This is a genomic window from Bradyrhizobium manausense, from assembly GCF_001440035.1.
Lineage (GTDB): Bacteria > Pseudomonadota > Alphaproteobacteria > Rhizobiales > Xanthobacteraceae > Bradyrhizobium > Bradyrhizobium manausense.
The window spans coordinates 33929-59477 of sequence record NZ_LJYG01000055.1; the positions used below are offsets into that span (position 1 = coordinate 33929).

Consider the following 25549-nt stretch of genomic DNA (forward strand, 5'->3'; position numbering starts at 1 on the left):
AGACGGACGTTGCAATGACTGAACGCGTAGCGACGGCCCGGGCTGTCGCCGGTCGAAAGGTCCTGCCGATCGTCGAGGGCGTGGTGCTGATCGCCGCGCTCGTCGCGCCGCTGGTGCTGCAGGATTATCTGACGGTGTTCGCGACGCGGGTGGTCATCCTGGCGCTGTTCGCGCTGTCGTTCGATCTGGTCTGGGGCTATGCCGGCATCATGAGCTTCGGCCAGGCCTTGTTCTTCGGTTCGGCCGGCTATGGCGTCGCGCTGCTGGCGCGCGATCTCGACGTCACCAACATCTTCCTGGTGCTGCCGGCGGGCACGCTCATCGGCCTCACTTTCTCGCTGCTGCTCGGCGGCTTCCTGCTGCTGGGACGGCATCCCTCCAGCGTGATCTTCGTCTCGCTCGGCACGCTGACCGGCTCCTACGCCGCTGATCGTCTCGCCCGCGGCTGGTATTATCTCGGCGGCCAGAACGGCATTCCCTCGATCGCGCCGATGACGCTTGGCGGCTATGAATTCTCGGAAGGCCCGGCGTTCTATTATCTCGTGCTCGGCATCCTCGTCGTGGTCTATCTGCTGTGCCGCTTCCTGGTGCGCTCGCAATTTGGCCTTGCGCTCGCGGGCCTGCGCGAGAACGAGCAGCGCATCGCCTTTTTCGGCTACAAGGCGCAGCATCTGAAGGCGATCATCTTCGCGATCGGCGGCGCCATCGCAGGCCTTGCCGGCAGCCTCTATGCCTTCCACGAAGGTTTTGTGTGGCCCAACATGGTCGGCGTCGTGGTCTCGACCCAGGTCGTGCTCTACGTGCTGTTCGGTGGCTCCGGCACGCTGATCGGCGCCGTCATCGGCACCGTCATCGTCGAGGGCGTCAGCTTCTGGCTGTCGGATAATTACCGCGACATCTGGCCGATCATTCTGGGCGTGTTGCTGCTGCTCGTCATCCTGTTCCGTCCGCTCGGCCTGATCAGTTTTGTCCTCGACGAGCGCGAGCGGGTCGGCAGCTTCGGTGCAAAAATCAGGGGGAAGCGAAATGCCGCTCCTTGAAGCCGCCGGCATCTCGAAAATCTTCGGCAAGCTTACCGCGCTCGACGGCGCTGCGCTCAGCGTCGGCGAGAACGAGTTTCATGGCCTGATCGGGCCGAACGGCTCCGGCAAGAGCACGCTGATGAAGTGCATCGCCGGCGCCGAAGTGCCGACGCAGGGCAAGGTGAGCTTCGTCAACACCGACATCACCGCCTTCACGCCGACCGAGCGCGCCCGCGCCGGCATGAGCCTGAAATTCCAGATTACGTCGGTGCTGCCGTCGCTGACGCTGTATGACAACATCCTGCTGGCGCTGCAGGCGCAATCCTCGCTGCTCGATCTCGTGTTCTCGCGCACGCGCGGTGCGCTCCATGATCAGGTCATGACCATGCTGACGCAGTTCCGTCTCGCTGACCGCGCCTTCGATGCGGCGGCCGTGCTGTCGCACGGCCAGCAGCAATGGCTGGAGATCGCGATGGCGCTCGCGGGCAAACCCAAATTGCTCCTGCTGGATGAGCCCACCGGCGGCATGAGCCTGGAGGAGCGCCGCGTCACCGGCGAGTTGCTGCAGCCGATCAAGCAGCATTGCTCGCTCGTCATCGTCGAGCACGACCTCGATTTCATCCGCGACATCTGCGATCGTCTGACCGTGCTCGACCAGGGCAAGGTGCTGGCCTCAGGCACGGTGGCGGAGATCCAGGCCAACACATCCGTCCAGGAGATTTATCTGCGCCGTGCCTGAATTTTTGCACATCAAGCATCTCGACGCCGGCTATGGCCGCAGCCAGGTCCTGTTCGACGTCAACCTCGGCGTCCCCTGGCGCGGCGGTGTTGCCGTGCTCGGGCGCAACGGCGCGGGCAAGACCACGCTGATGAAGACTATCGTCGGCGAGCTGCCGCCGTGGAAGGGCGAGCTCGGCTTCGACGGCCGCGACATCAGCCGTAGGCGGCCCGAGGAGCGCGTCCGCGCCGGTATCGGCTATGTGCCGCAGGAGCATTCGGTGTTCGCGCGCCTGTCGGTGCGTGACAATCTCGCCGTCGGCGCGCTTTTCAGCAAGGATGCCACTGCGGTCGACCGCGTGCTGGCGATCTTCCCGAAGCTCGGCCAGCGCCTCGACCAGCCCGCCGGCACGCTCTCCGGCGGCGAGCGCAAGATGCTCGCCATCGGCCGCGCCATGCTGGGTGATCCCAAGCTATTGCTGCTGGACGAACCCACTGAAGGCGTCTGGATCGGTGTGATCGAGGAGATCACCGAGCGCCTGATCGAGCTGGCGAAGAATATCGCCGTCATCATCGTCGAGCAGCACCTCGATCTGGCACTGCGCGTCGCCGACTACGCCTACGTTCTCGACCGCGGCCGCGTCGCGCTGCAAGGCGCCGCCGGCGAGGTGCGTGGCAATCCGGAGCTGATGCGGTATCTGGCGCCGTAGGGCTGGGGCGTCTATCGCTCTTCAGTCCCTCGCAACGCGGTACCCAGCCAATCCCGTCATCCTGAGGCGCGAGTGGCGCGATGCGACGCATCGCGCCGGAGCCTCGAAGGATGCACGGCCGAGCTGGCAGTCGGCGCCCTCGCCCTTCGAGGCTCGCCGAAGAGGCGAGCGCCTCAGGGTGAGGGGGAGATATTGTCGATCGAGGAAGATCGGAGAGAGCCGCTCTTACTTCACCGCGCTAAAGCGGCTGTCGAACGAGTTCGACGACACCACTGGCGCTGCGCCGGCGAGTTGGCCTCCGCCGCTCGTCGCGTCACCATTGCCCACGGACGGTTTCAGCGCGGGCCGGGTCGCCGCGACCTTGGTCTCGGCGGGCTTGGCCGGCTCGGCAGGCTTGGCGGCGACGGCCGGAGCGTCTTTCGACTTGTCGTGGCCAGGCATCAGCTTGGTCACAGCGGCCTTCAGCTTGGACGCCGTGCTCGGCGCTGCGGCCGCAGGCGACGGCGTCACCGATGCGGTCGCTTGCGGCGGCGGCGTGGTTGCCGTGGTGTCGGCGGTGCCAAAACCCATCTTGCGGCCGAGATTGGAGAAGAAGCCGCCGGACTTCTCGGGCGCGGCGGCGGAGGCGACGCGGGTGTTGGTCGCGGACGCGCCGACGACCGGCTCTTCCTGCGCGGCAGAGGCGACCGGCTCGAGATTCGGCTTGGGCGGGTTGACGGTGCCGGGGATGGTGCCCGGCGCCTTCGCCATCGCCAGCATCTGCAACGTATTGCCTTCGGCGCCTTCCGACAGGCCGGTCGAGCCTTCCGGGATCTTGGCAGCGAAGATCTTGTTCATGCCGCCGTCGATGCCGGTGTTCAGGCGCGCGACCGGAATGTTCTTCGCGACGAGCTTGTTGTACTCGGCCTCGTCGCGCTCCTGCTTCTCGCGCACGGCGCTGGCGATCTCTTCGGGGATCACATAGGCCGGGCACTTGGCGGAGGCGTCGAACACGGGATCGCGCTTGGCATCGGGTGCCTTGGCCGCGTCGAACACGTATTTCTTCTCGCAGAAGTCGACCTTCGGCTCCTGCCGCGTCACCTCGAAATGATCATAGCCTTCCTTGATCATCTTCCAGAAGGCCATGTTCGGATTGTTGCGGTGCTTGGCCATGTTCACCGGCGTCATCCGGAACGGATAGGCCTGGAACTGGAACGCCTTCTGGCCGCCGAAGAAGGATTCGCGCCCGAGCGAATAGATCTCCGCGATCTGCTCGTCCGTCATGGCGTAGCAGCCGCGCGACGAGCAATCGCCGTGCACCATCAGCTGCGAGCCGGTGCGGCCCAGCGCCTTGTCGAAGGCGTTGGGGAAGCCGGTGTTGAACGAGAGGTAATAGGCCGACTGCGGATTCATCTGGCTCGGATTGATGGAGTAGAATCCTTCCGGCGCCTGACGATCGCCTTCGCGCACCTTCGGTCCCAAATCGCCCGACCAGCGGCAGATCGGATAGGTCTTGAGCAGCGCGAACCGGCCTGATCGATTCTGCTTCCAGATCTCGAGCTCGGCCTCCTGCTTGAACAGGCGGATCAGGATCGGCGAATTCAGATCCATGTCCTTCTCGGCCATCGCGGCGACGAGCTTGGGCGGGACCGGCTGATTGGCCTTGGCGTTGGTCGCCAGCGACACCTGATCGGTATCGCAGCCGGCGAGCACAATGCTGGCGGCAAGCGCAACCGAAGCCAAGAGCGCGCGAGCAAGCGAACGAGAATTCAAGATGGACCCCACAACGTGCCGGGCGGAAGCGCGAACCCCTGATCTTGGAGCAAGGCCTGACCCGGACAACCGGACGTATTCAGACCAAGCCCCAGCGCTTATGCCCTGAAGCCATTGATTAAAATTCTAACCTCCGCCCCTTCAGGTCGCAACCCGACCGGAAATCACGAGCCCGTTGGCGCGGCGGCGTGGTCAACAGAGACTTAAACTGGGCCGGAACTTGGACTTGGCGGCGAACCGGTACTGAGATCGCCGATTTGGGCAAAAAAAGGGTTAATGCGGGGTTACCGGGGGCTCCAAACCGTCATTCCGGGGCGCCCGAAGGGCGAACCCGGAATCTCGAGATTCCGGGTTCGACGCTGCGCATCGCCCCAATATGACGGTGATTCAGCCCAGTTTCCGGCCGATATCGAGGAATTTCTGCCGCCGCATCTTGCGGATGGCTTCCCCATCAAAGTTCCGGAGCTCGTCGAAGGCCCTGGCGATGGCGTCGCCGGTGGTGGCGATCATGGCGGCGGGATCGCGATGGGCGCCGCCGACCGGCTCCTTCAGGATGGCGTCGATCACCCCGAAGCGCAGCATGTCCTGGGCGGTGATCTTCATGTTGTTGGCGGCTTCCTGCGCCTTGGAGCCGTCGCGCCAGAGGATCGAGGAGGCGGCTTCCGGCGAGATCACGCTGTAGATCGCGTGCTCCAGCATCAACACCTTGTTGGCGGTGGTGATGGCGATGGCGCCGCCCGACATGCCCTCGCCGGTGATGATGGCAACGTTCGGCACGGTCAGCGCCAGGCAGGCATCGGTCGAGCGCGCGATCGCCTCGGCCTGTCCCCGCTCCTCGGCGCCGATGCCGGGATAGGCGCCGGCGGAATCGGCCAGCGACAGCACCGGCAAGCCGAACCGCTCGGCCATCTCCATCAGCCGCACGCATTTGCGGTAGCCCTCGGGGCGCGCCATGCCGAAATTGTGCTTGATGCGGCTCTCGGTGGAATCGCCCTTTTCCTGGCCCATCACGCAGATCGCTTCACCGCGGAAGCGGCCGAACCCTGCGACCAGCGCCTCGTCCTCGCCGAACTTGCGGTCGCCGGCGAGCGGGGTGAACTCGGTGATCAGGCCTTTGATGAAATCGTTGAAATGCGGCCGCTGCGGATGCCGCGCCACCAGTGTCTTCTGCCACGGCGTCAGGTTTTGATAGAGGTCGGCCAGCGCCTGCGCGGCCTTGTCCTCGATCCGGCCGATCTCCTCGGCAATGTCGGTGCCGGAGGCGGCCAGCGTCCTGAGCTCGTCGACCTTGGAGTCGAGCTCGGCGACGGGCTTTTCGAAGTCGAGATAGCTGCGCATCTGGTCTGGCATGGTTTCAATATAGGGGGACGGGACGACGAGGCGAAGCGAGGTTGGCTTCAGATAAAGAAGTGTAGCTTCTTCAAGGGCTTGACCTGTGCGCATCGTGGAAGCGCGCCAAATCAGTGACAAGGCCACGGCTCTTTCTGCGGAGAAGTGGCCGAAGTCAAGGCGGTTTCGGTTGCAGTCCGTAGCCCGGATGGAGCGAAGCGCAATCCGGGAAGGTCTATCCGCGGGGTGAGATCCCGGATTTCGCTGCGCTCCATCCGGGCTACGGAGGGTCCTACTTCTCCGCCAGCGGGTGCAGGTCGCGCACCAGGCTCTTCAGCCGCTCCTCGACCACATGGGTATAGATCTGCGTCGTCGAGATATCGGTATGGCCGAGCAGGGTCTGCACGATGCGCAAGTCCGCGCCGTTATGCAGCAGGTGGCTGGCAAAGGCGTGCCGCAGCACGTGCGGAGAGACCAGCCGCGCCTGCAGTCCCGAGGCGACCGCGAGCTCCTTGAGGTCGCGGGCAAAATGCTGCCGCGTCAGATGCCCGCTCTCGCCGAAGGAGGGAAACAGCCATTTCGCGGCGGCGAGGCTGCCCTTCTTCTCGCCTTTCGCAGCTTCCGTTGCGGCGAGGTAATCCGCCATCGCCTGCCGCGAAGCCTCGTTCAGTGGTACCAGCCGTTCCTTGTTGCCCTTGCCGCGCACCACGATCATGCGGGCGTCGCGCTTGGCGGCCGATCGCGGCAGCGACACCAATTCGGAGACGCGCAGGCCCGTGGCGTAGAGCACCTCGAGCAGGCAATAGAGCCGCAAGGCCCGCAGCCGCTGCGAGGGCGAGGCGTCCGCCGCCTCGCTCATCTCCTTGGCGCGGCGGAGCATGCGGTCGACGTCCGAGATCGACAGCACCTTGGGCAGGCCGCGGCCGCGCTTGGGGCCGGACAGGATCGCGGCGGGATCTTCGGTCCGGATGCGCTCGTTCAGCAGAAAGCGGAACAGATGCCGCATCGCCGACAGCCGCCGCGCCACGCTGGAGGATTTGAAGCCGCGCGCATCGAGGTCGCCAAGATAGTCGCGCAGCGTTTGCGTCTCGGCGTCGACAAAGCTGTGGCCGACACGGGTCAGAAACTCGGAGAAATCGGTGAGGTCGCGTCTGTAAGCATCGAGCGTGTTGGGCCCAGCGCCCTGTTCCGCCGCGAGCATGTCGAGGAACAGGCCGGTGAGCTTGGCATCGGAGGGCCTGACGGCAGAGGGCTTGACGTCTGGGGGCTTGGCGGAGGATTTGCGCATGCCCTTCAGGCTAGCTCCTATTTCTTGAGAAACTTATCCGGCGGGATCGTCACCGTCATTTCCCGCGGCTTCGGATTGACGAAGTTGGCCAGCGCGAACACCGCGCCATAGACGATGCCGGCGATCACGGCGACGACCGTCAGGAAGCGGAACAGGCTGGGCATCGGGCAAGGTCTCGACGAGGGTCTTGATACGGGTCTTGAGCGGGCAAATTAACCAATGAAATCATCCAACATGTTCGCCGTTTCGTGGCAAGAGTCCTCTGGCGAGGGCCCCGAGGGGGTCGTATAGGTGGCCCGGATGCCGCCTTTGGCGGCAGTGTGAGATCCAATCGAGCGAGATAATGTCCGACGCCGTATTGCCAGCACAAGCGAGCCCTGAGGCCGACATCCTGTCGGCGCTGGGGCTGCGTTCGATCGTGCTGGTCGGCATGATGGGCGTCGGCAAGTCCACCATCGGCCGCCGCATGGCTCTCAGGCTCAAGCTGCCCTTTGTCGACGCCGACACCGAGATCGAGGCGGCGGCCGGCATGACCATACCGGAGATTTTCGAGCGCCACGGTGAGCCGTATTTCCGCGACGGCGAGGCCCGTGTGATCGCGCGCCTGCTCGAGGGCGGGCCGGTGGTGCTGGCAACCGGCGGCGGCGCCTTCATGCGCGAGGAGACGCGCAGCCGCATCGCGGCGAAAGCGATCTCGATCTGGCTCAGGGCAGACCACGACGTCATCATGCGGCGGGTGCGCCGCCGCGCCGACCGTCCCTTGCTGCAGACCGCCGATCCCGAGGGAACCGTGACGCGGCTGCTCACCGAGCGCGAGCCGGTTTATGGCAAGGCCAACATCACCATCGCCTCGCGCGACGTGCCGCATGACAAGATCGTTGAGGAATGCATCGAGACGCTGCACACCTATCTCTGTGGTCCACCACCAGCCCAATCTCCTGCCGATGTCGCGAGCGCCGTTCGATGACCGCCCCCCTGAAACATTCCGACCCTGTTCATGTCGACGTCGCGCTCGGGGATCGCGCCTATGACATCGTCATCGGCCGCGGCGTGCTGGCCTCGCTCGGCGAGCGCGTTGCCGCGTTGCGACCGGGTGTGCGCACCGCCATCGTCACCGACCGCACCGTCGCAAAATACTGGCTCGAGCCGGCGGAGGCCTCGCTCGCAGCTAGCGGCATTCCGACCGCGCGTGTCGTCGTCGAGGAAGGCGAGATCTCCAAGACCTATGCGGGCCTGGAAAAGGTCAGCGAGGCCCTGATTGCCGCCAAGATCGAGCGCAACGATCTCGTCATCGCGCTCGGCGGCGGCGTGGTCGGCGATCTCGCCGGCTTTGCCGCTGCGATCCTGCGCCGCGGCGTCGATTTCGTGCAGGTGCCGACCTCGCTGCTGGCGCAGGTCGATTCCTCCGTCGGTGGCAAGACCGGGATCAACTCGCCGCAGGGCAAGAATCTGCTCGGCGCCTTCCACCAGCCGGTGCTTGTCATTGCCGACACCGCGGTGCTCGACACGCTGTCGCCGCGGCAATTTCGCGCCGGCTATGCCGAGGTCGCCAAATACGGCGTGCTCGGCGACGAGGCCTTCTTCACCTGGCTCGAGAAGAACCATTCCGACATCTTCAAGGGCGGCTCGGCCCGCGAGCATGCGATCGCGACCTCCTGCCGCGCCAAGGCGGGCGTGGTCTCGCGCGACGAGCGCGAGACCGGCGAGCGCGCGCTGCTCAATCTCGGCCACACATTTGGCCACGCGCTGGAAGCCGCGACCGGTTTTTCGGATCGCCTGTTCCACGGCGAAGGCGTTGCCATCGGCATGACGCTGGCGGCGCAGTTCTCCGCAAAGCTCGGCATGATCGCGGAGGCGGACGCGATGCGCGTCGAGCGTCACCTGATCGCGGCAGGCCTCCCGACCCGCTTGCAGGACATTGCCGGCTTCGCGCAGGAAGGTCTTGCGGATGCCGACGCGCTGATGGCGCTGATGGCCCAGGACAAGAAGGTCAAGCGCGGCAAGCTCACCTTCATCCTGCTGGAGGCGGTCGGGCGCGCCGTCATCGCGAAAGATGTCGAGCCGACGCCGGTGCGCGACTTCCTGAAGGACAAGCTCGCCGTCAAGGCGTAACACGCGACCGAAGAGCGTTTTCGAGCGAAGTGGTGACCTGTTCGCGTCAAAAAAACGCGTCATTACAAGGATGTTGAGTGCTGCATGGATTGGCTCGGCTTCACCATCGTCATCATCTGCCTGCTGGTCTCGGGCTTCTTTGCCGCGAGCGAGACCGCGCTCACCGGTGCCTCGCGCGCCAGCATGCTCAGACTCTCCAAACAAGGTAATCGCGACGCCGACGTGGTCTCGCAGCTGCTCGACATGCGCGAGCGCCTGATCGGCGCACTGCTGCTCGGCAACAACATCGCCAATATCACCGCCTCGGCGCTGGCGACGTCCATCTTCACCGCGTGGTTCGGCGATGTCGGCGTGCTCTATGCCACCGGCGTGATGACGGCGCTGGTCGTGATCTTCGCCGAGGTGTTGCCCAAGACCATCGCCATCAACGCACCGGATCGCATGGCGCTCGCGGTGGCGCGCCCGATGCGGCTGACCATGTATGTGCTGGGGCCGCTGCTGCGGGTGGTGGAGGTCATCGTCCGCGTCTTGATGCGTCTGTTCGGCCTCGCCGGCGAGCACCAGGCGATCCTGTCGCCGACCGAGCGCCTGCGCGGCGCGGTCGATCTGTTGCATCACGAGGGCAAGGTCGAGAAGCAGGACCGCGACATGCTCGGCGGCCTGCTGGACTTACGCGAGCTCCAGGTCTCCGACGTCATGATCCATCGCACCGAGATGATGATGATCAACGCCGACATGCCGCCGGACGATCTGGTGCGCGAGGTGCTGGCGACCGAATACACCCGCATCCCGCTCTGGCGCGAGAAGCCGGAAAACATCATCGGCGTGCTCCACGCCAAGGATCTGTTGCGCGCGATCCGCGCCTCCGACGGTGATACCTCGCGCATCGACGTCTCCACCATTGCGCTGCCGCCCTGGTTCGTGCCGGAGATGCGGCCGCTCGCCGAGCAGCTCAAGGCGTTCCGCCGGCGCAAAACCCATTTCGCGCTCGTGGTCGACGAGTATGGCGAAGTTGAAGGTCTGGTGACGCTGGAAGACATTCTGGAAGAGATCGTCGGCGACATCTCCGACGAGCATGACGTCGTGGTCGCGGGCGTGCGCGCCCAGCCTGACGGCTCCGTCGTGGTCGACGGCTCGGTACCGATCCGTGACCTCAACCGCGCCATGGACTGGCGCCTGCCCGATGAAGAGGCAACCACGGTCGCTGGCCTCGTCATTCACGAAGCGCGCTCGATCCCCGACCGCGGCCAGAGCTTTACCTTCCACGGTTTCCGTTTCCGCGTCCTGCGCCGCGAACGCAACCGCATCACCGCGCTCCGTATTTCACCGGTCCCGCGCGAGGCCGAGATGGAAGAGGTGAAGCCGAGACGGGCGGGGACGTCGTTCTAGCCTTCGGTCATTCCGGGGCGATGCGAAGCATCGAACCCGGAATCTCGAGATTCTCAGGGGCGCCATTGCGCCCCGTAGTTCGGCTCTTCGAGCCGCCCCGGAATGACTGAGCTAATTTTCCCCCGGCGCCTGCGCGTGGATCGCCAGTGCATGCACGCTGCCGGAAAGTTCCGCGGCCAGCGCCGCATTTATCATGCGGTGACGGTCGACCCGGCTCTTCCCTTTGAAGGCCGCAGACACGATATAGACACGGAAGTGCGTCTCGCCGCTCGGCCGATGGCCGGAATGGCCCTCATGCAAATGTGACTCGTCGACGACTTGCAGGCTTTCCGGCGTGAAAGCTTCCTGCAACTTGTTGCTGATAGTATCTTTCATGACCATGAGTGCCATTAAATCCTGCGATCGCGCTCCGTCAATTGCATAGGCCCGCCTCCCGCGGCCGTACTTCAACGGATGCCGAAGTGAAACTTCGGCTACGGGTTTCGTTCTAATTGCAATGTCAAGACTTGAAGGTTTTTGCATTGCGTAGTCAAAGTCAGCCATGCCGATCGATTCATCAAAGTTCTTCGACTCCATCCGCGTGAAGCCGCGGGGCAAGCAGGCCGAAGTGAAGCCGCGCGACACCGCGGTCGGTTGCGAATGGGCCGGGTGCCAGAACAAGGGCGCGCACCGCGCGCCGAAGGGCCGCGAGAACCAGCGTGAGTACTGGCACTTCTGCCTGGACCACGTGCGCGAGTACAACCAGAACTACAATTTTTTCTCCGGCATGAATGCCGACGCCGTCGCGCGCTATCAGAAGGACGCGCTGACCGGCCATCGCCCGACCTGGAAGATGGGCGCCAATGGCGGCAAGAAGGGTGCGGAAGCCGAGATCGACATGGCGTCCGATCCGTTCAGCATGTTCAGTGAGATCAACGGCCGCGCCACCTGGCGCAAGGGCCCGGAGGCCGAGCCCAAGGCCGAAACGCGCAAGGTCATGAACGCCGAGCGCAAGGCGCTCCAGGTCATGGGCCTCGGCCCGAACTCCACCCTCGCCGACGTCAAGAGCAAGTACAAGGCGCTGGTCAAGCAGCACCACCCCGACGCCAACGGCGGCGACCGCTCCACCGAGGATCGCCTGATCGAGATCATCAAGGCGTATAATTATCTGAAGACGGTGGTGCGGGAGGCGTAAGGGCCTCCTGGTGTGGTCCCGGCTTTTGCCGCGGCGACAGTATCGTAGGGTGGGCAAAGCGTAGCGTGCCCACGCATTTTTTTCTGTGATCGAGAGAGATGGTGGGCACGGCGCAAACGCGCCTTTGCCCACCCTACGATTTTGGAATGCTTGGCGAGATCCGTAGCCCGGATGGAGCGCAAGCGTAATCCGGGGTCTTTCTCACACAACGACGACTTTCCCGGATTACGCGGAGCCTGTCATCGGGCGGCGCTTCGCGCCGACCCGTTGGCCCCATCCGGGCTACGCATTTCCTATGCCTTCGGCATCGCCCCCACATAGGACGAGCTCGGCCGGATCAACCGCCCGGTCCGCTGCTGCTCGCGTGCATGCGCGGTCCAGCCGGCGCTACGCGCCACCGCGAAGATCGGGGTGAACGCCTGCCTTGGGATCGCCAGCGCATCGAGCAGGATCGCGGTGAAGAATTCGACATTGGTCTCCAGCGGCCGGTCCGGATTCTTCTTGCGCAAGGCTGCGCGGATATAGGCCTCGACCTCGCCGGCAAACGGCAGGTCGGTGCCGTTGGAGGCCAGCGCCTCGACCGCGGTCTTGAGCACATCCGTACGCGGATCGCGCACGCGATAGACGCGATGGCCAAAGCCCATCATGCGCTCGCCGCGCGCCAGCGCCGCATCGACCCAGGGCTGGATCCGCTCGCGCGTGCCGATCGCATCCAGCATTTCCAGCACCGGCTCCGGCGCGCCGCCATGCAGCGGACCGGTCAGCGCGCAATAGCCGGCGGTGACCGCGGCGAACAGATCGGCCTGCGTCGAGGCGACGACGCGCGCGGTGAAGGTCGAGGCGTTCATGCCGTGGTCGCTGGCGGTGACGAGATAGGCATCGAGCGCGCTGACCTCGCGCGCTGCGGGCGCGCGCCCGTGCAGCATACGCAGCGTATCGGCGGCGTGGCTCACGGTCGGATCAGGCGCGACCGGGTCGAGACCTTTCGCGCGGCGGACCAGCGCGCCGGCGATCACCGGAAACGCGCCGACGATGGTCGCTTCATGCTCCAGCCCGTGCTCGGCGCGGAGACCCGCAACCGCTGCACGAAATCCGTCGATGATGCCCATGCCGCGCGTTGCCGGCAGCAGCTGGTCCAGCCGCGCGAAGGCCCGCTCGCGTGCCGCGCCGAGGCTCGAGCGCACATTGGCTTCGGTGAGGGCGGTCTTGCTGGCGCCGTTCCAAAGCCGTGCGGTGACGCCCTCGAAGCTGGAGATCGCGGCGAGGCGGCCGACATGCTCGCCCGCGATGATCAGCTCGCCGCGTTCACCGTCGACATGGCTCAGCACGGTTTCGGCCGCGGGAACGCCGTCCAGCCCGATCTGGCTTTTGGTGAGGTGGATGTTCATGGCCCAAATCTCCCTTTTTTGCACTGCACCTGGAGAAGATCAGGCCTCTCGACAGATTGATCAATCTTGATTACATGAATCAATATGAAAAATTCCGACGGCCTTTACCTCTCTGCCCGGGAAGCTGCTGCCGAGCTCGCGATCTCGCCGGCGACCCTTTACGCCTATGTCAGCCGCGGCCTGATCCGCTCCGAGCCGACGCCGGACTCGCGCAAGAACCGCTATCGCGCCGAGGACGTCCGCGCCTTGAAGGAGCGCCGGGTGCCGTCGCCGGAGCCGCGCGGCCTGCGCAGCTTCGATGCCGACTTGCCTGTGATGGACACGGAGATCTCGACCATCACCGAGGAGGGCGCGATCTATCGCGGCGTGAACTGCATCGATCTCGCCGAGAACGACACGCTGGAGCACACGGCAACGCTGCTCTGGGACGTCTCCGACGTCGATCCGTTCGCGCCTGACAACCAGCCGAAGATCTCCGAGGAGATGGGCACGATCGCGCAAGCCGCGCGGCGCGCAGCGCCGATCGATCGCGCCATCGCGGTGCTTGCATTGGCGGCCAGCGCCGATTCCCGCGCCTTCACCCGCGCGCCCGATGGCCGTGCGCTGGTCGGCGCGCGCATCGTCCGGCTCCTTGTTGCCACCATGCTGAATGCCGAGCCGTCATCCGAGCCGCTGCATCAGCAGATCGCGCGCGCCTGGGCTCCCGATAACAAGCACGCGCCTGATCTGATCCGACGCGCACTGGTGCTGCTCGCCGACCACGAATTGAATGCGTCGACCTTCACCGCGCGCTGCGCGGCCTCGACCGGGCTCAATCTCTATGATGCCGTGATCGCCGGCCTCGCTGCGCTGAAAGGCCCAAAGCATGGTGGCGCCGGCGTGCTCGCCTCGCAACTGGTCAAGGCGCTGGTCGACCGCGATGCCGAACCGATGGTGCGCGAGCGCGTCGCGCTGGGCGAGCGCTTTCCGGGCTTTGGCCACGGCGTCTACAAGCGCGGCGATCCCCGCGCACAATCGCTGCTGAACGCGCTGGCGCGCACTGGGGCGCCGCGCAAATTCACCAAAGAAGTGCCGGAGCGGATCGCGGAAGCGACCGGCGAGTTCGTCAACATCGACTACGTGCTCGCCGTGCTCGTCCACGCGCTGCGGCTGCCTGCCGGCAGCGAGCTCGCCTTGTTTGCCATGGCCCGCAGCGTCGGCTGGATCGCCCATGCGAGCGAGCAATTGCAGTTCGGGAAGTTGATCCGGCCAAGGGCGAGATATGTGGGGCCGGCGCCGGGGCGGAGGGCGGGGGCTGCGAGTTAAATATCTGGGCGCTCCACTCTCCGCTGCTGTCGTCCCGGCCTAGTGCGCAATTGCGCACGGGGGGCCGGGACCCATACCGCGTGATTTACCGGTTGCGGACGCTAGCAGTACCGGATGAGTCTTCGCCAAACCGCTCCCTGTGGTTATGGGCCCGGCCTTCGCCGGGACGACGCCTATGGTGTGGAGGCTACTCAGGCCCGCGGCTTGGCCTCCGCGACGGTGCCTCCATTGCGCCGGCGATGGATCCACACCGTCACGCCGATCACGATCGCCACGGCAACCACCGTCAAAATCCACATGTGCTTGAATGGATGCCCCTCGTGCGGCACGCCGAAATATTGGTGGAAGGCCGATACCGCCAGCACGCCCGGCAGCACATGGGCGGGCGCCCAGACCAGGATCGCCGGGATGTTGACCGCGTAAAACCGCGCCGGCTCCATCCCCAGGGCACCCGCCGTGATGGGCACGAAGGCGCGGATCGGCGGCACGAAGCGGGCGAAGAACACGGCCCAGGTGCCGAAGCGGTGAAAGAAGGTCTCGCTCTCCTCGACCACGCGTGGGTAATTGGTCAGCGGCCAGGTGTTGAGGATCTTGCGCTGCTGCCGGTGACCGAGCCAATAGGCCGAGCCGTCGCCGATCACGGCGCCAAGCGCGGCTGCCAGCAGTACCCATTGCAGTTTGAGTTCGCCGCCCGGAACCAGCGCGCTCAGCGCCAGGATGATGGTCGAGCCGGGAATGACCGAGCCCACCACCGGGACGGCTTCGAGCAGCGCCGCCAGGAACAGGGTCAGGTAGGCCAGCCACGCATGGACTGAGACGAAGGAGATGAGGGGGTCAAGGAAGGACGTCACGAGGTCTCTGTAGCAGACTGGAGCAATCGGGTTCAGACCCTTACATAAGTAAGCGGCGGCGATGGAAGTGCCATTCGCGTTGCCATTCGCGTTGCGTTCCCCTTGGGCAGGCGCCTGTCTGGCGCGCAATTTGGGCGAGATTTGCAGGGCAGCCTTCCAAAAATCGCGCTCCTTGCCTATCTAAATGAAAAGACAACGGAACTTTGATTGCAGGGCGGGCTTCTGCCGGCACGTTGTCTCTGATAGGTTCGAAAGCGCACCCAGCCGCAGCCAACGTGCAAATAACTGGTCTCGGGATCGCCCGGGGCCTCGGAGGATTGATGACGACCGCCGCCCTGTCCAAAGTTGAGGAAGTTTCCGGTTTGCCCGACATGAAGGTGTCGGTGCGCCAGGTGTTCGGGATCGACAGCGATCTCGAAGTGCCGGCCTATTCCGAAGTCGATCCTCACGTCCCGGAAGTCGATTCCGACTACCGTTTCGACCGCGCCACCACGCTTGCCATTCTCGCCGGCTTCGCCCGCAACCGCCGCGTGATGGTCACCGGTTATCACGGCACCGGTAAGTCCACCCATATCGAGCAGGTCGCTGCCCGGCTGAACTGGCCCTGCGTGCGCGTCAACCTCGACAGCCACATCAGCCGTATCGACCTCGTCGGCAAGGACTCGATCGTGGTCCGCGACGGCAAGCAGGTCACTGAGTTTCGTGACGGCATCCTGCCCTGGGCGCTGCAGAACAACGTCGCGCTGGTGTTCGACGAATACGACGCCGGCCGCCCTGACGTGATGTTCGTGATCCAGCGCGTGCTCGAAGTCTCCGGCCGCCTGACGCTCCTGGACCAGAACAAGGTGATCAAGCCGCATCCGGCGTTCCGCCTGTTCGCGACCGCCAACACGGTCGGTCTCGGCGACACCTCGGGCCTCTATCACGGCACCCAGCAGATCAACCAGGGCCAGATGGACCGCTGGTCGATCGTCACCACGCTCAACTATCTCAGCCATGACGAGGAAGTCGAGATCGTACTGGCCAAGGCCAAGCATTATCGCACCCAGGAAGGCCGCGACATCGTCAACAAGATGGTGCGCCTTGCCGATCTCACCCGCAACGCCTTCGCCAATGGCGATCTCTCGACGGTGATGAGCCCCCGTACGGTGATCACCTGGGCGGAAAACTCCGATATCTTCGGCGATATCGGGTTCGCCTTCCGCGTCACCTTCCTCAACAAGTGCGACGAGCTCGAGCGTCCCCTGGTCGCCGAGTTCTACCAGCGCTGCTTCAACGCAGAGCTGCCGGAATCGGCGGTGAACGTGGCGCTATCCTGATCTCTCTCGGCATGTCGTCCCGGCCGAGTGCGCAATTGCGCACGGGGGGCCGGGACCCATATCGCGTGATGTCTTGATTGAAGCGACGTTGATAGTTTCCCTGACCCAACGAACGCCGGTGGTTATGGGTCCCGGCTCCGGTGCGCGATTGCGCACCAGGCCGGGACGACGGTGAGATCGAGATGAGCACGCCTTCCAACTCCAAATTCCGCAACAGCAAGGAAGCCCCGACCGAGCCGTTCAAGCGCTCGGTGGCGTCCTGCCTGAAGGCGATCGCAAAGTCGCCCGAGCTCGACGTCTCCTTTGCGGCCGAGCGCCCGGGCCTCGCGCCGGGCAAAGCCCGCTTGCCCGAGCCGGCGCGCAAAATGACAAAACGCGACGCCGCGATCGTGCGCGGCCACGCGGACTCGATCGCGCTGAAGATCGCCTGTCACGATCCGAAAGTTCATCGCAAGCTGATGCCCGGCAATCCGCAGGCGCGCGGCGTGTTCGAGGCGGTCGAGCAGGCGAGAGTCGAGGCGATCGGTGCGCGTCGCATGGCGGGCGTTGCCCGGAATCTCACCGCGATGCTCGACGACCACTTCCACCGCGGCAAGTTCGACGAGATCACCGACCGCGCCGATGCGCCGCTGGCCGATGCGCTGGCGATGCTGGTGCGCGAGCGCCTCACGGGTCTGGCGCCGCCCACGGCCGCCAGGAAGATGGTCGATCTCTGGCGTCCCATTCTCGAAGACAAGATCGGCAAGCGGCTCGACCGGCTCGATGGCGTGGTCGAGGACCAGACCAAGTTCGGCGATGCCGTGCATGACCTCCTCACCGCGCTCGACCTCGGCGATGAGCGCAGCGCCGACAGCGAGGACGACGAGGACAACGACGAGAACCAGGACGGCGACAACGATCAGTCCGGCGCGGAAGGCTCGCCCGATTCCGACGCCGCGCAGGAGATGAGCGCCGACCAGGCGCAGGCTTCATCAGAGGAGATGAGCGAGAGCGCGATGGAAAGCGCGCAGGCCTCGACCTCCGATACCTTCGACGACGGCGAGCTTGGCGACGACGAGACGCCGGGCGAGGCGACGCGTCCGAACCAGCATGGCAAGAACGAGCCGCGCGGGCCGGAATATCACGCCTTCGCGCCGAAATTCGACGAGGTCATCGCCGCCGAGGATCTCTGCGACCATGACGAGCTGGAGCGCCTGCGCGCCTATCTCGACAAGCAGCTTGCGCATCTCCAGGGCATCGTTGCCCGCCTCGCCAACCGCCTGCAGCGCCGGTTGATGGCGCAGCAGAACCGCGCCTGGGAGTTCGATCTCGAAGAGGGCATTCTGGACCCCGCCCGCCTGTCGCGCGTCGTCACCGATCCCTATCACCCGCTGTCCTTCATGCACGAGAAGGAGGCGACGTTCCGCGACACCGTCGTCACGCTGCTGCTCGACAATTCCGGCTCGATGCGCGGACGCCCGATCACGGTCGCCGCCACCTGCGCCGACATTCTGGCGCGCACGCTGGAGCGTTGCGGCGTCAAGGTCGAGATCCTCGGCTTCACCACGCGCGCCTGGAAGGGCGGGCAATCGCGCGAGGCGTGGCTGGCCGCCGGCAAGCCGGCCAATCCCGGCCGCCTCAACGATCTGCGCCACATCATCTACAAATCCGCCGACGCCCCCTGGCGCCGTGCGCGGAAGAATCTCGGCCTGATGATGCGCGAGGGGCTGCTGAAGGAGAACATCGACGGCGAGGCGCTGGACTGGGCGCACAAGCGCCTGCTCGGCCGCCCCGAGCAGCGCAAGATCCTGATGATGATCTCGGACGGCGCGCCGGTCGACGATTCCACGCTGTCGGTCAATCCCGGCAATTATCTCGAGCGGCATCTGCGCCACATCATCGAGGAGATCGAGACCCGCTCGCCGGTCGAGCTGATCGCGATCGGCATCGGCCATGACGTGACGCGCTACTATCGCCGCGCGGTGACGATCGTGGATGCCGAGGAGCTCGGCGGCGCCATCACCGAGAAGCTCGCCGAACTCTTCAGCGAGACCAACGCCGCGCCCACGCAACCGGCCGGTCGCCCGCGACGCAAACTGCATTCGTGAGCACGGATCGATCCCGCCGCAGCTTTGTTGGTCACGCGGCGGCGGGATTTTCCACTCTCGCTTTGCCCGGGCTCGCACAAGCAGAGGTCAAGCCGGCGCAGTTCGAGCACGGCGTCAGCGAGCCCGTCAGCATCGAGGTCAATGCGCGGCCGATTCCGTTCTTCGAGCCGCGCGATCGTTCGCGCGTGCGCTTCGGCTCATTGCAATATCGCAGCGGGCTGGTGCTGACCTCGCCGCATCGCGGCTTCGGCGGCCTCTCCGGCTTCCGCTTCCTCGATGCCAAGGGCGAGCGCTTCCTGGCGCTGTCGGATCAAGGCACCTGGTTCACCGGTGCCATCCGCTATGACGGCGGCAGGATGGTCGGCCTCGCCGATGTCGAGGCCGCGCCGGTGCTGAACGCGGAGGGCCGCCCGATCACCGAGAAGCGGCTCTGGTACGACACCGAGTCGCTCGCGCGCGACGGCTCGCTGGTCTATGTCGGGCTCGAGCGCGTCAACCAGATCATGCGCTTCGACTTCGCACACGGCGGCACGCGCGCCCGCGGCGAGGTGATCCCGACGCCATCAGCGATCCGCAAGCTGCCGGTCAACAAGGGGCTCGAGGCGCTGGTGTTCGTGCCGAAAGGCAAGAGCACGCCGCTCGCCGGCACGCTTATAGCGTTCTCGGAGCGCGGGCTCGATGCCGACGGCAATCTGGTCGCCTTCCTGATCGGTGGCCCGTCGCCCGGCCAGTTCGCCGTGCGCCGTACCGACAAGTTCGACATCAGCGACGCCGTGCTGCTGCCATCAGGCGAGCTGCTCATCCTCGAGCGCAAATTCTCCTGGTTCACCGGCATCGACATCCGCATCCGTTCGATCCCCCTGAAATCGATCGCGCCGGGCGCGCTGGTCGACGGCTTTGAGCTGTTTCGCGCCGATCTCGGCCACGAGGTCGACAACATGGAGGGCATCGACGCCCACGTCACTGATGACGGCGAGACCGTGCTGACCATGGTGTCGGACGACAATTTCTCCCTGCTCCAGCGCACCCTGCTGCTGCAATTCACGCTGGTGGAGTAGGTTGAATGTCGGCTGCCCCTGCGCCGACACACCATCATGCCCGACCGCCGCGCCGTCCTGGCTCTGCTCCTCGCCGTCGCCGCCTCGCCCGCTTTGGCGACGGCCGAGCACAAATACGGCAAGCGTGAATACCCCATCATCCAGGGTGGCAAAGCGCCGAACGGAAAGCTCTCTGTTGCCGCGCATGGCGAGGGCGATGCCGGCTCGGAGAATTTCCGCCTCTCATTGATGGCGGAGCCCGCGCATCGCAAGCTGATGACCCTTCCCAATGTCAAAGACGACAACATCCTGGACTCGGCGCCGGATGCCTTCCACGCCGCCTGGTCGGCGGACTCGCGCTTTGTCGCAGTGTCGTTCCGCAGCGAGCGCCACGTCGTCACGCTGAACATTTATGACATCAACGGCACCAGGGCGAAGCTGCTCGACGGCCCCGACCTGTTCCGCGACGTCACCGGCCGCAGCGTCGGTCGCGACCACGACCTCGACGTGCGCTCCTCGGTGCCTGATTTCACCTGGGCGGCCCCGCGCCGCTTCCATCTCACCGAATACCGGGTCCTGGTTGCTGATGACGCCAGGCTTCTCGACAAGCTCGGCCCTCTCGCCAGGACGCTGAAGTATGACGGTGACGGCACCATGATCGAGTTCTCGGCGGTGGCGGATGGCGAGCTTCTGCCCGACGGCAGGATCCGCATGGGCAAGCCGACGCCGGGGAAGTTCGTGGATTCGCCGTAGGGGGCGCGCCCCCCGCAATGCATGGCCCCGCTATCCGCCATGCCGACCGCGCATCTCGCAATTCGCCGCCCAGCCACTAAACTTCATGCAATCGCTTCCATCCCTCGCTGTCCCGGATCCCCCTCGCATGAGCGCCCTGTTTTCCCCGATCAAGCTGCGCGGCCTGACCCTAGAGAACCGCGTCGTGGTGTCGCCGATGTGCCAGTATTCGGCCGAGGACGGCGTTCCCACCGATTGGCACTTCACCCACATCAACAACCTGGCGCTGTCGGGGGCTGCGATGTTCTGCATCGAGGCGACCCATGTCGAGGCGATCGGCCGCATCACGCCGGGCTGTCTCGGCCTCTACAGCGACGCCTCCGAGGCCGCGCTGAAGCAGATCCTCGGCTCGGTGCGCAAGTATTCGCACACCGCCATCGCGATGCAGCTCGCCCATGCCGGCCGCAAAGCCTCCAGCGCGCGCCCCTGGGACGGCGGCCAGCTCATTCCGCTCGAGCAAGGCGGCTGGCAGACGGTGGCGCCGTCGGCGATCCCGCACAAGGAGGGCGAGGCCGCGCCGCTCGCGCTAGATAGCGCCGGCCTGAAGCGCATCCGCGAGGCCTTCGTCGACGCAGCGAAGCGCGCGACGCGCATCGGCATCGACGCGATCGAGCTGCACGGCGCGCACGGCTATCTCATGCACGAGTTCCTGTCGCCGCTCTCGAACAGGCGCACCGACGAATATGGCGGTTCCCTGCAGAACCGGATGCGCTTCCCGCTGGAAATCTTTGAAGCCGTGCGCGCCGTGTTCCCGGAAAACAAGCCGGTCGGGATGCGGGTGTCCTCGACCGATTGGGTCGAGGGCGGCTGGGATCTGGGCCAGACCATCGAATTTGCGCGGGCGTTGAAGGCGCGCGGCGTCGACTGGATCGATGCCTCCTCCGGCGGCGTCTCGCCGCTGCAGAAGATCACGCTCGGCCCCGGCTATCAGGTCCAGTTCGCCGACGCGATCAAGCGCGAGACCGGCGTGCCGACCATTGCGGTCGGCCTGATCACCGAAGCGAAGCACGCCGAGGAGATCGTCGCGAGTGGCAAAGCCGACATGGTCGCGCTCGGCCGCGCCATGCTCTACGACCCCCGCTGGGGCTGGCACGCCGCCGCCGAACTTGGCGGCGAAGTCGAGGCCCCACCGCAATATTGGCGTTCGCAGCCCTCGACCCAGAAGGCGCTGTTCGGCAGGACGACGTTCGGGGCAAGGTGAGGTGGCTGCTGCACTCACCTCACGCATCCGTAACCCCCCTTAGCTTTCACCAGCCGGCAAACTGGCCTAACCTCCGCGCATCATCACGGAGGTCCGCCATGCGGTTTCGTGTTCGCAAGACTGCCCACGTGTTCGAGCGATTGGGCCTCGCGATGGCTGGCGCGGCGTGCGGGCTGTTCGTGGGCGCCTATGTCGGATCGGCGATATCAGCGCTGACAACGCAGGGCTTCCTGCTGCTGATGATGGTGCTCGGTGCGATCGGCTTCTATCTCGGCATCGACACGCCGCAGCTGCCGTTCGACGACGCGCACAGCCACATCGACGCCGCCGAGCTGCTCAGTTCCGCCGGCACGCTCTGCGCCACGCTCGCCGCGCTCGTCTCCGTCGCCGTCATCGTGCTCCGCCTCGAGCCCCACGACGCGCTGACCTGGCTGGCGCTGCTGGGCTGGATCGGCGGCGTCGCCATGCAGATCGTCGCGGGCGCGAAGGCGCGGATGCGGAAGGCGTGAGGGAGCGGGTCAGGCTTCGCCCATTCCGCCGTCGTCCTGGCGAAAGACCTTAAAACACCACGCCCACCCGCGTGCCGCGTTTCCACGCGATCCTGCAGCGCTTCTTGGTGTTGACGTGCAGCAGCTCGAACCGATCGGGGATCTTCACCTGCCCGCCGAGATCGACGCAGGCCCCGCCGGGCGAATAGTCGATCAGCGTGCACGGGATCACCGGCGCGCGCGGGTCGGTGATGATCTTGGCCTGGCGCGACACCAGGCCTGATGGCTTCACACGGGCAAACCTTCGCGGGAATTGTGGCACGTGTCCTCCTGCTCCGCCGCTCATGCGGAGGTCTCGACGGTCATGATGCCGGTGATGTGATGCGATCGCGCTAAAGCGGGGCTGAGAATTTTAATGAAAAGTAGCGGCGATTGCAGAATGCGGAGGTAGTGGGGTGGTGTAGCGCGAGCCAGCCGCCTCATTCTCCGTCATTGCGAGCGCAGCGAAGCAATCCAGAGTGTCTCCGCGGGAAGATTCTGGATTGCTTCGCTACNNNNGGGAAGGGGCCGCCGTTATCCCGCCTCCACCGTCTCCACCCCCGCCGCCAGATCCACCCCCGGCGGCACCGGCATCGGCACCGTCACGAAATCCTTCGGCAAATTCACTGGCCGATAGTCCGGCTCGACGTCCATCCGCTTCAGCACGCTCTCATGCACATGCGCGCCTTCAGGGATGAAGCGCGGCTCGGCGTCGGGAATGTAGAACCCCGCCACCACCTTCCGCTCCGGCCATTCCCGGTATTTCGCGCGCTTCGGCAGATATTCCAGCACGCGCCAGAGTGCCGTCATCGAATTGTGCAAGCCCCCCGCCTTGCCGGTGAACGCGGGCGGGACATATTGGAACGGCGAGTTCTTGCGCTGGATCCCCCAGGCGAGCTGGTTCACGGTGCGCTTGTTGAAGTTCAGCCCGGCCCTTTCCGCTTCCTCGATCATCCACAGCAGCGGATATTTCGACTCGGCACTCTCGGCTTCCGGATAGCCGCCGCCGACGTCGCAATGCACGCCTGAGAACCACACCTGCATGATGTCCTGCCCCACCTTTTTCTCGTCGGGCACGTAGCGGTTGCTCCAATATTCCTGCGGCTCCTCATACGCCTTGAGGCGGAACATGCGCCGCCGCTCGTCGATCGCGATCGCCTGGCGGAAGATGTTGACGCTCGGATTGCGCCTGACGAAGGCGAGCTCCTCCAGCGTGAACACCAGGAAGAACACGTCGCGCCGCGGCACGATCACGCTTGCCACCGTGTCCCAGACGCCGATGAAGTGGATGGTCGGCCAGCGCGTCGAGGTGATGCGCGCGAACTGCGCGGCAAGGTCGAATGCGTCCTTCGGCAGCGGCCCCTGGTCGTCGACCACGATATCCTTGAGGTCCTCGATGTCGTTGCCGCGCCCGAGCCCGGAATATTGCTTGTAGGCGACAAGGCCACTGCCTGCGAGGTTCGCCTGCTCCGGCGAGATCAGGCCGACTTTATGGATCAGCCCCGCCAGCACGCGCACGGTATAGGCGCCGCGCGAAAAGCCGAACAGATAGATGCGGTCGCCGGCCGCATAATGCCCGATCAGGAAGCAATAGGCTGAGAGCACGTTGTCATCGAGCCCGTAGCCGGTGGCGAGCCCCAGCACCAGCCTGATGTTGGCCTTCCACCTGTTCCAGGTCGACGGCTCCGTCACCGTGCCGACCCCGGGATCGTAAAACACCATCTGCCGGGGATGGGTCTTGTCGGTCTTGCGCAGGCAGCGATACAGCTTCAGGACGTTGGAGATGTTCTCGCTGATCTCGTTGCCGGTGCCGTCACAGCAGATGACGAGGTTTTTCGACTCGGGTTTGGCCGCGTACTCCATGGGATGCGCCTCCGGGTGATGCTACCGGGGCGAGTATAGCCGAAATGCGCGGCGGCGAGGAGACGGCAGTGCTTGCCGCGAGCGCCGGTGCGCTCCCTCGCCCGCCCGCGGGGAGAGGGTTGGGGTGAGCGGAAGTCTCCGCGGGGTCGGTGAGAGTTGGACTCGTGGAGAGTCCCCCTCACCCGGAATTTGCGCAGCAAATTCCGACCTCTCCCCACAAGCGGGGCGAGGTGAAAAGCACCGGCTCCGCGACAATCGCGAATCTACTTCTTCTTCCCCGGCCCGAAATCCGGCTGCCAATTCGCGTCCTTGCGGCTAGGCGCTGCGGCGATCACCTTGGCCTTGTCCTTCTTCGGCTTCTTGGCTTCACGATTGCTGCGTTGCTGTCCCTTGGCCATTTTCGTCTCCTCCAAAAGGTTTCGAGTGAACTTGGCTTGACCGATGGCAACGTGTGCATCCCGCGCGACGCGCAGGTGCATAACAGAGGTACGCCTGTAGCGCACCGATAGCGAGAGCTAAAACGCCGCGCTGCAAGCGCGCTAACCCCCTCAACTTCTATGCCGCACTCCCAGCCGAAGAACACCCGCCACCGCGCGCCGGTGACCGCACAGTTCGACGATTTCGCGAGACTTGGCGGAGATAGTTGAAGCGGGCGACGGGCGCTTGCGGTAGCCACGGCTCGCGCCCGGAAATAAGTGTCGTCGCGGCCGAGTGCGCAATTGCGCACGGGAGCCAGGTCCCATAACCACCGCAGCGAGTTGTTGCGGATAGTTGTGCCACAGCGTGCTTCGACAGGAGTAGATCGGGGTAATGGTCCTGGCCCGCAGCCTCGGCTGTTGACATTAACCGTCCGTTAACCATGCGGTCGCCTAATGTCGGCGATGGGGGGATTCACCATGCCGGCCCATGTGACGCGACTGAAGTTGATGCCTGTTTCGGCCGATCCGGCCATCCAGTCGGTGGCGAGGCTGGCGGTACGCGCCAGGGCCGTCCTACAGGGCAAAACGCCTGTCCTACGGAGCAAAGCCATGTTCGGAAAGGACGACCTCGTGGAACATCTCAGCCGCGATCTCGATCGCGCGCGCGAAAGACGCGACGCACTCGCATCCGAAGCCACGAACCTGACGGCCCAGATCGCCGAAATCGAAGCCCGCCTTTCGGAGGAAAAGAAAAGGCGGGAGCGCGAGCGCGTCCTGGGCGAGATCGAAGCGATCAAGACGCGAATCAAGCAAGCCGCCGGCGCATTTGCACCTGTCGTCGACGGTCTCTCGAAGGCGATCGAGCAGGCTACGGCAGTCGTGCCCGAGGCGCGCGAGCTCAATAGTTTCCTGGTGTCGGTGGCGAGCGAGATCGACAGCGTGCTCGATCCCCTGTTGCGCGAACTTGATCAGCGCGCGGATGGGGTGCGAGGGGGACAGGCCGTGCCGGAGCTGCCGAGTCCGGCCCATGAAGCGCCGCCAGTCGAGCTGCCGAAAGACACCAACGAGCGCCTGCTTCGCTTCCCGGCTTGGCTGTCTCGCGACAAGGAGGCGGACAAGAAGGAAACCGCAGAGAGCTCGCGCAGCACGGCAGCGTGAAGCATCGACGCGCTGCGCGGCTTAAGAAGCGACGGAAAATGCGGCCAGCATTTTCAGGAACTTCCTATTCACTTTTCGTCATGCCCGGGCTTGTCCCGGGCATCCATGT

Annotated in this window: 25 protein-coding genes; 15 read left to right on the forward strand and 10 right to left on the reverse strand. The window is 65.1% G+C overall.

Annotated elements, in window-relative coordinates:
* The 3 genes from AOQ71_RS14895 to AOQ71_RS14905 all read left to right on the forward strand — a co-directional run.
* A partial coding sequence (locus AOQ71_RS14895; protein ID WP_245316882.1) for a branched-chain amino acid ABC transporter permease occupies positions 1–1040 on the forward strand: 1040 nt, incomplete at its 5' end.
* Positions 1027–1761 carry an ABC transporter ATP-binding protein gene (locus AOQ71_RS14900; RefSeq protein WP_057747436.1) on the forward strand — a complete coding sequence of 245 codons (735 nt, stop codon included), beginning with the start codon at positions 1027–1029 and terminating at the stop codon, positions 1759–1761. The genes AOQ71_RS14895 and AOQ71_RS14900, both read left to right, overlap by 14 nt.
* Entirely contained in the window at positions 1754–2449 is a 696-nt protein-coding gene (locus AOQ71_RS14905; protein ID WP_057747437.1) for an ABC transporter ATP-binding protein, read from the forward strand. Before AOQ71_RS14900 ends, AOQ71_RS14905 begins: the two co-directional genes overlap by 8 nt.
* A 225-nt stretch (positions 2450–2674) precedes the next feature.
* Here AOQ71_RS14905 and AOQ71_RS14910 read toward each other — a convergent pair whose 3' ends face one another.
* The 4 genes from AOQ71_RS14910 to AOQ71_RS14925 form a co-directional block, all read right to left on the reverse strand.
* The gene (locus tag AOQ71_RS14910; protein ID WP_162268356.1) at positions 2675–4201 is read right to left on the reverse strand and encodes a L,D-transpeptidase family protein; all 1527 of its coding nucleotides are present in this window, start codon (positions 4199–4201) and stop codon (positions 2675–2677) included.
* 387 nt (positions 4202–4588) lie between these two features.
* Entirely contained in the window at positions 4589–5551 is a 963-nt protein-coding gene (locus AOQ71_RS14915) for an acetyl-CoA carboxylase carboxyltransferase subunit alpha (protein ID WP_057747439.1), read from the reverse strand.
* Positions 5552–5822: 271 nt separating this feature from the next.
* A complete protein-coding gene (gene xerD, locus AOQ71_RS14920) occupies positions 5823–6818 on the reverse strand; it encodes a site-specific tyrosine recombinase XerD (RefSeq protein ID WP_283809591.1) in 996 nt (331 codons plus the stop codon).
* Positions 6819–6835: 17 nt separating this feature from the next.
* Positions 6836–6982 carry a hypothetical protein gene (locus AOQ71_RS14925; protein ID WP_057747440.1) on the reverse strand — a complete coding sequence of 49 codons (147 nt, stop codon included), beginning with the start codon at positions 6980–6982 and terminating at the stop codon, positions 6836–6838.
* A 179-nt stretch (positions 6983–7161) separates the two neighbouring features.
* Here AOQ71_RS14925 and AOQ71_RS14930 point away from each other — a divergent pair, with 179 nt between their 5' ends.
* From AOQ71_RS14930 to AOQ71_RS14940, 3 genes are all read left to right on the forward strand, one after another.
* The gene (locus tag AOQ71_RS14930; protein WP_057747441.1) at positions 7162–7785 is read left to right on the forward strand and encodes a shikimate kinase; all 624 of its coding nucleotides are present in this window, start codon (positions 7162–7164) and stop codon (positions 7783–7785) included.
* Entirely contained in the window at positions 7782–8930 is a 1149-nt protein-coding gene (gene aroB / locus AOQ71_RS14935; protein ID WP_057747442.1) for a 3-dehydroquinate synthase, read from the forward strand. Before AOQ71_RS14930 ends, aroB begins: the two co-directional genes overlap by 4 nt.
* A gap of 84 nt (positions 8931–9014) precedes the next feature.
* Positions 9015–10319, forward strand: coding sequence for an HlyC/CorC family transporter (locus AOQ71_RS14940; protein ID WP_057747443.1), 1305 nt, complete (start codon positions 9015–9017; stop codon positions 10317–10319).
* Between the two features lie 111 nt (positions 10320–10430).
* On the opposite strand, the gene AOQ71_RS14945 is transcribed toward AOQ71_RS14940, so the two are convergent.
* The gene (locus tag AOQ71_RS14945) at positions 10431–10700 is read right to left on the reverse strand and encodes a BolA family protein (RefSeq protein ID WP_057747505.1); all 270 of its coding nucleotides are present in this window, start codon (positions 10698–10700) and stop codon (positions 10431–10433) included.
* Between the two features lie 160 nt (positions 10701–10860).
* Between AOQ71_RS14945 and AOQ71_RS14950 the strand changes: the two genes are divergently transcribed.
* Positions 10861–11493 carry a J domain-containing protein gene (locus tag AOQ71_RS14950; protein WP_057747444.1) on the forward strand — a complete coding sequence of 211 codons (633 nt, stop codon included), beginning with the start codon at positions 10861–10863 and terminating at the stop codon, positions 11491–11493.
* Positions 11494–11786: 293 nt separating this feature from the next.
* Here the strand turns inward: AOQ71_RS14950 and AOQ71_RS14955 are convergent, their stop codons facing one another.
* Positions 11787–12881: a citrate synthase/methylcitrate synthase gene (locus AOQ71_RS14955; protein WP_057747445.1), complete on the reverse strand. Its 1095-nt coding sequence runs from the start codon at positions 12879–12881 to the stop codon at positions 11787–11789.
* Positions 12882–12965: 84 nt separating this feature from the next.
* On the opposite strand from AOQ71_RS14955, the gene AOQ71_RS14960 reads away from it, so the two are divergent.
* Positions 12966–14186 (forward strand): citrate/2-methylcitrate synthase, encoded by a 1221-nt coding sequence (locus tag AOQ71_RS14960; RefSeq protein ID WP_057747446.1) that lies wholly within the window; start codon positions 12966–12968, stop codon positions 14184–14186.
* Between the two features lie 191 nt (positions 14187–14377).
* Here AOQ71_RS14960 and AOQ71_RS14965 read toward each other — a convergent pair whose 3' ends face one another.
* The gene (locus AOQ71_RS14965; protein WP_057747447.1) at positions 14378–15037 is read right to left on the reverse strand and encodes a DedA family protein; all 660 of its coding nucleotides are present in this window, start codon (positions 15035–15037) and stop codon (positions 14378–14380) included.
* Positions 15038–15357: 320 nt separating this feature from the next.
* On the opposite strand from AOQ71_RS14965, the gene cobS reads away from it, so the two are divergent.
* The 6 genes from cobS (at position 15358) to AOQ71_RS14995 (ending at position 21982) form a co-directional block, all read left to right on the forward strand.
* On the forward strand, positions 15358–16356 hold the full coding sequence (gene cobS, locus AOQ71_RS14970) for a cobaltochelatase subunit CobS (protein WP_025032652.1): 999 nt from the start codon (positions 15358–15360) through the stop codon (positions 16354–16356).
* Positions 16357–16538: 182 nt separating this feature from the next.
* Positions 16539–18443, forward strand: coding sequence for a cobaltochelatase subunit CobT (gene cobT / locus AOQ71_RS14975; RefSeq protein WP_057747448.1), 1905 nt, complete (start codon positions 16539–16541; stop codon positions 18441–18443).
* Entirely contained in the window at positions 18440–19501 is a 1062-nt protein-coding gene (locus tag AOQ71_RS14980) for an esterase-like activity of phytase family protein (protein WP_057747449.1), read from the forward strand. Before cobT ends, AOQ71_RS14980 begins: the two co-directional genes overlap by 4 nt.
* Positions 19502–19537: 36 nt before the next feature.
* The gene (locus AOQ71_RS14985) at positions 19538–20233 is read left to right on the forward strand and encodes a hypothetical protein (protein WP_057747450.1); all 696 of its coding nucleotides are present in this window, start codon (positions 19538–19540) and stop codon (positions 20231–20233) included.
* A 127-nt stretch (positions 20234–20360) separates the two neighbouring features.
* Positions 20361–21473: an NADH:flavin oxidoreductase/NADH oxidase gene (locus AOQ71_RS14990; protein ID WP_057747451.1), complete on the forward strand. Its 1113-nt coding sequence runs from the start codon at positions 20361–20363 to the stop codon at positions 21471–21473.
* Between the two features lie 98 nt (positions 21474–21571).
* Entirely contained in the window at positions 21572–21982 is a 411-nt protein-coding gene (locus AOQ71_RS14995) for a hypothetical protein (protein WP_057747452.1), read from the forward strand.
* A gap of 49 nt (positions 21983–22031) precedes the next feature.
* Here AOQ71_RS14995 and AOQ71_RS15000 read toward each other — a convergent pair whose 3' ends face one another.
* The 3 genes from AOQ71_RS15000 to AOQ71_RS49700 all read right to left on the reverse strand — a co-directional run bounded on the left by AOQ71_RS15000 (position 22032) and on the right by AOQ71_RS49700 (position 24261).
* The gene (locus AOQ71_RS15000; RefSeq protein WP_057747453.1) at positions 22032–22307 is read right to left on the reverse strand and encodes a PilZ domain-containing protein; all 276 of its coding nucleotides are present in this window, start codon (positions 22305–22307) and stop codon (positions 22032–22034) included.
* A 227-nt stretch (positions 22308–22534) separates the two neighbouring features.
* Positions 22535–23863 carry a T6SS phospholipase effector Tle1-like catalytic domain-containing protein gene (locus tag AOQ71_RS15005; protein WP_057747454.1) on the reverse strand — a complete coding sequence of 443 codons (1329 nt, stop codon included), beginning with the start codon at positions 23861–23863 and terminating at the stop codon, positions 22535–22537.
* 263 nt (positions 23864–24126) lie between these two features.
* Complete coding sequence (locus AOQ71_RS49700) at positions 24127–24261, reverse strand: hypothetical protein (RefSeq protein WP_283809592.1); 135 nt, start codon at positions 24259–24261, stop codon at positions 24127–24129.
* Between the two features lie 630 nt (positions 24262–24891).
* On the opposite strand from AOQ71_RS49700, the gene AOQ71_RS15015 reads away from it, so the two are divergent.
* A complete protein-coding gene (locus AOQ71_RS15015; RefSeq protein ID WP_245316883.1) occupies positions 24892–25440 on the forward strand; it encodes a hypothetical protein in 549 nt (182 codons plus the stop codon).
* Positions 25441–25549 lie beyond the last annotated feature (109 nt).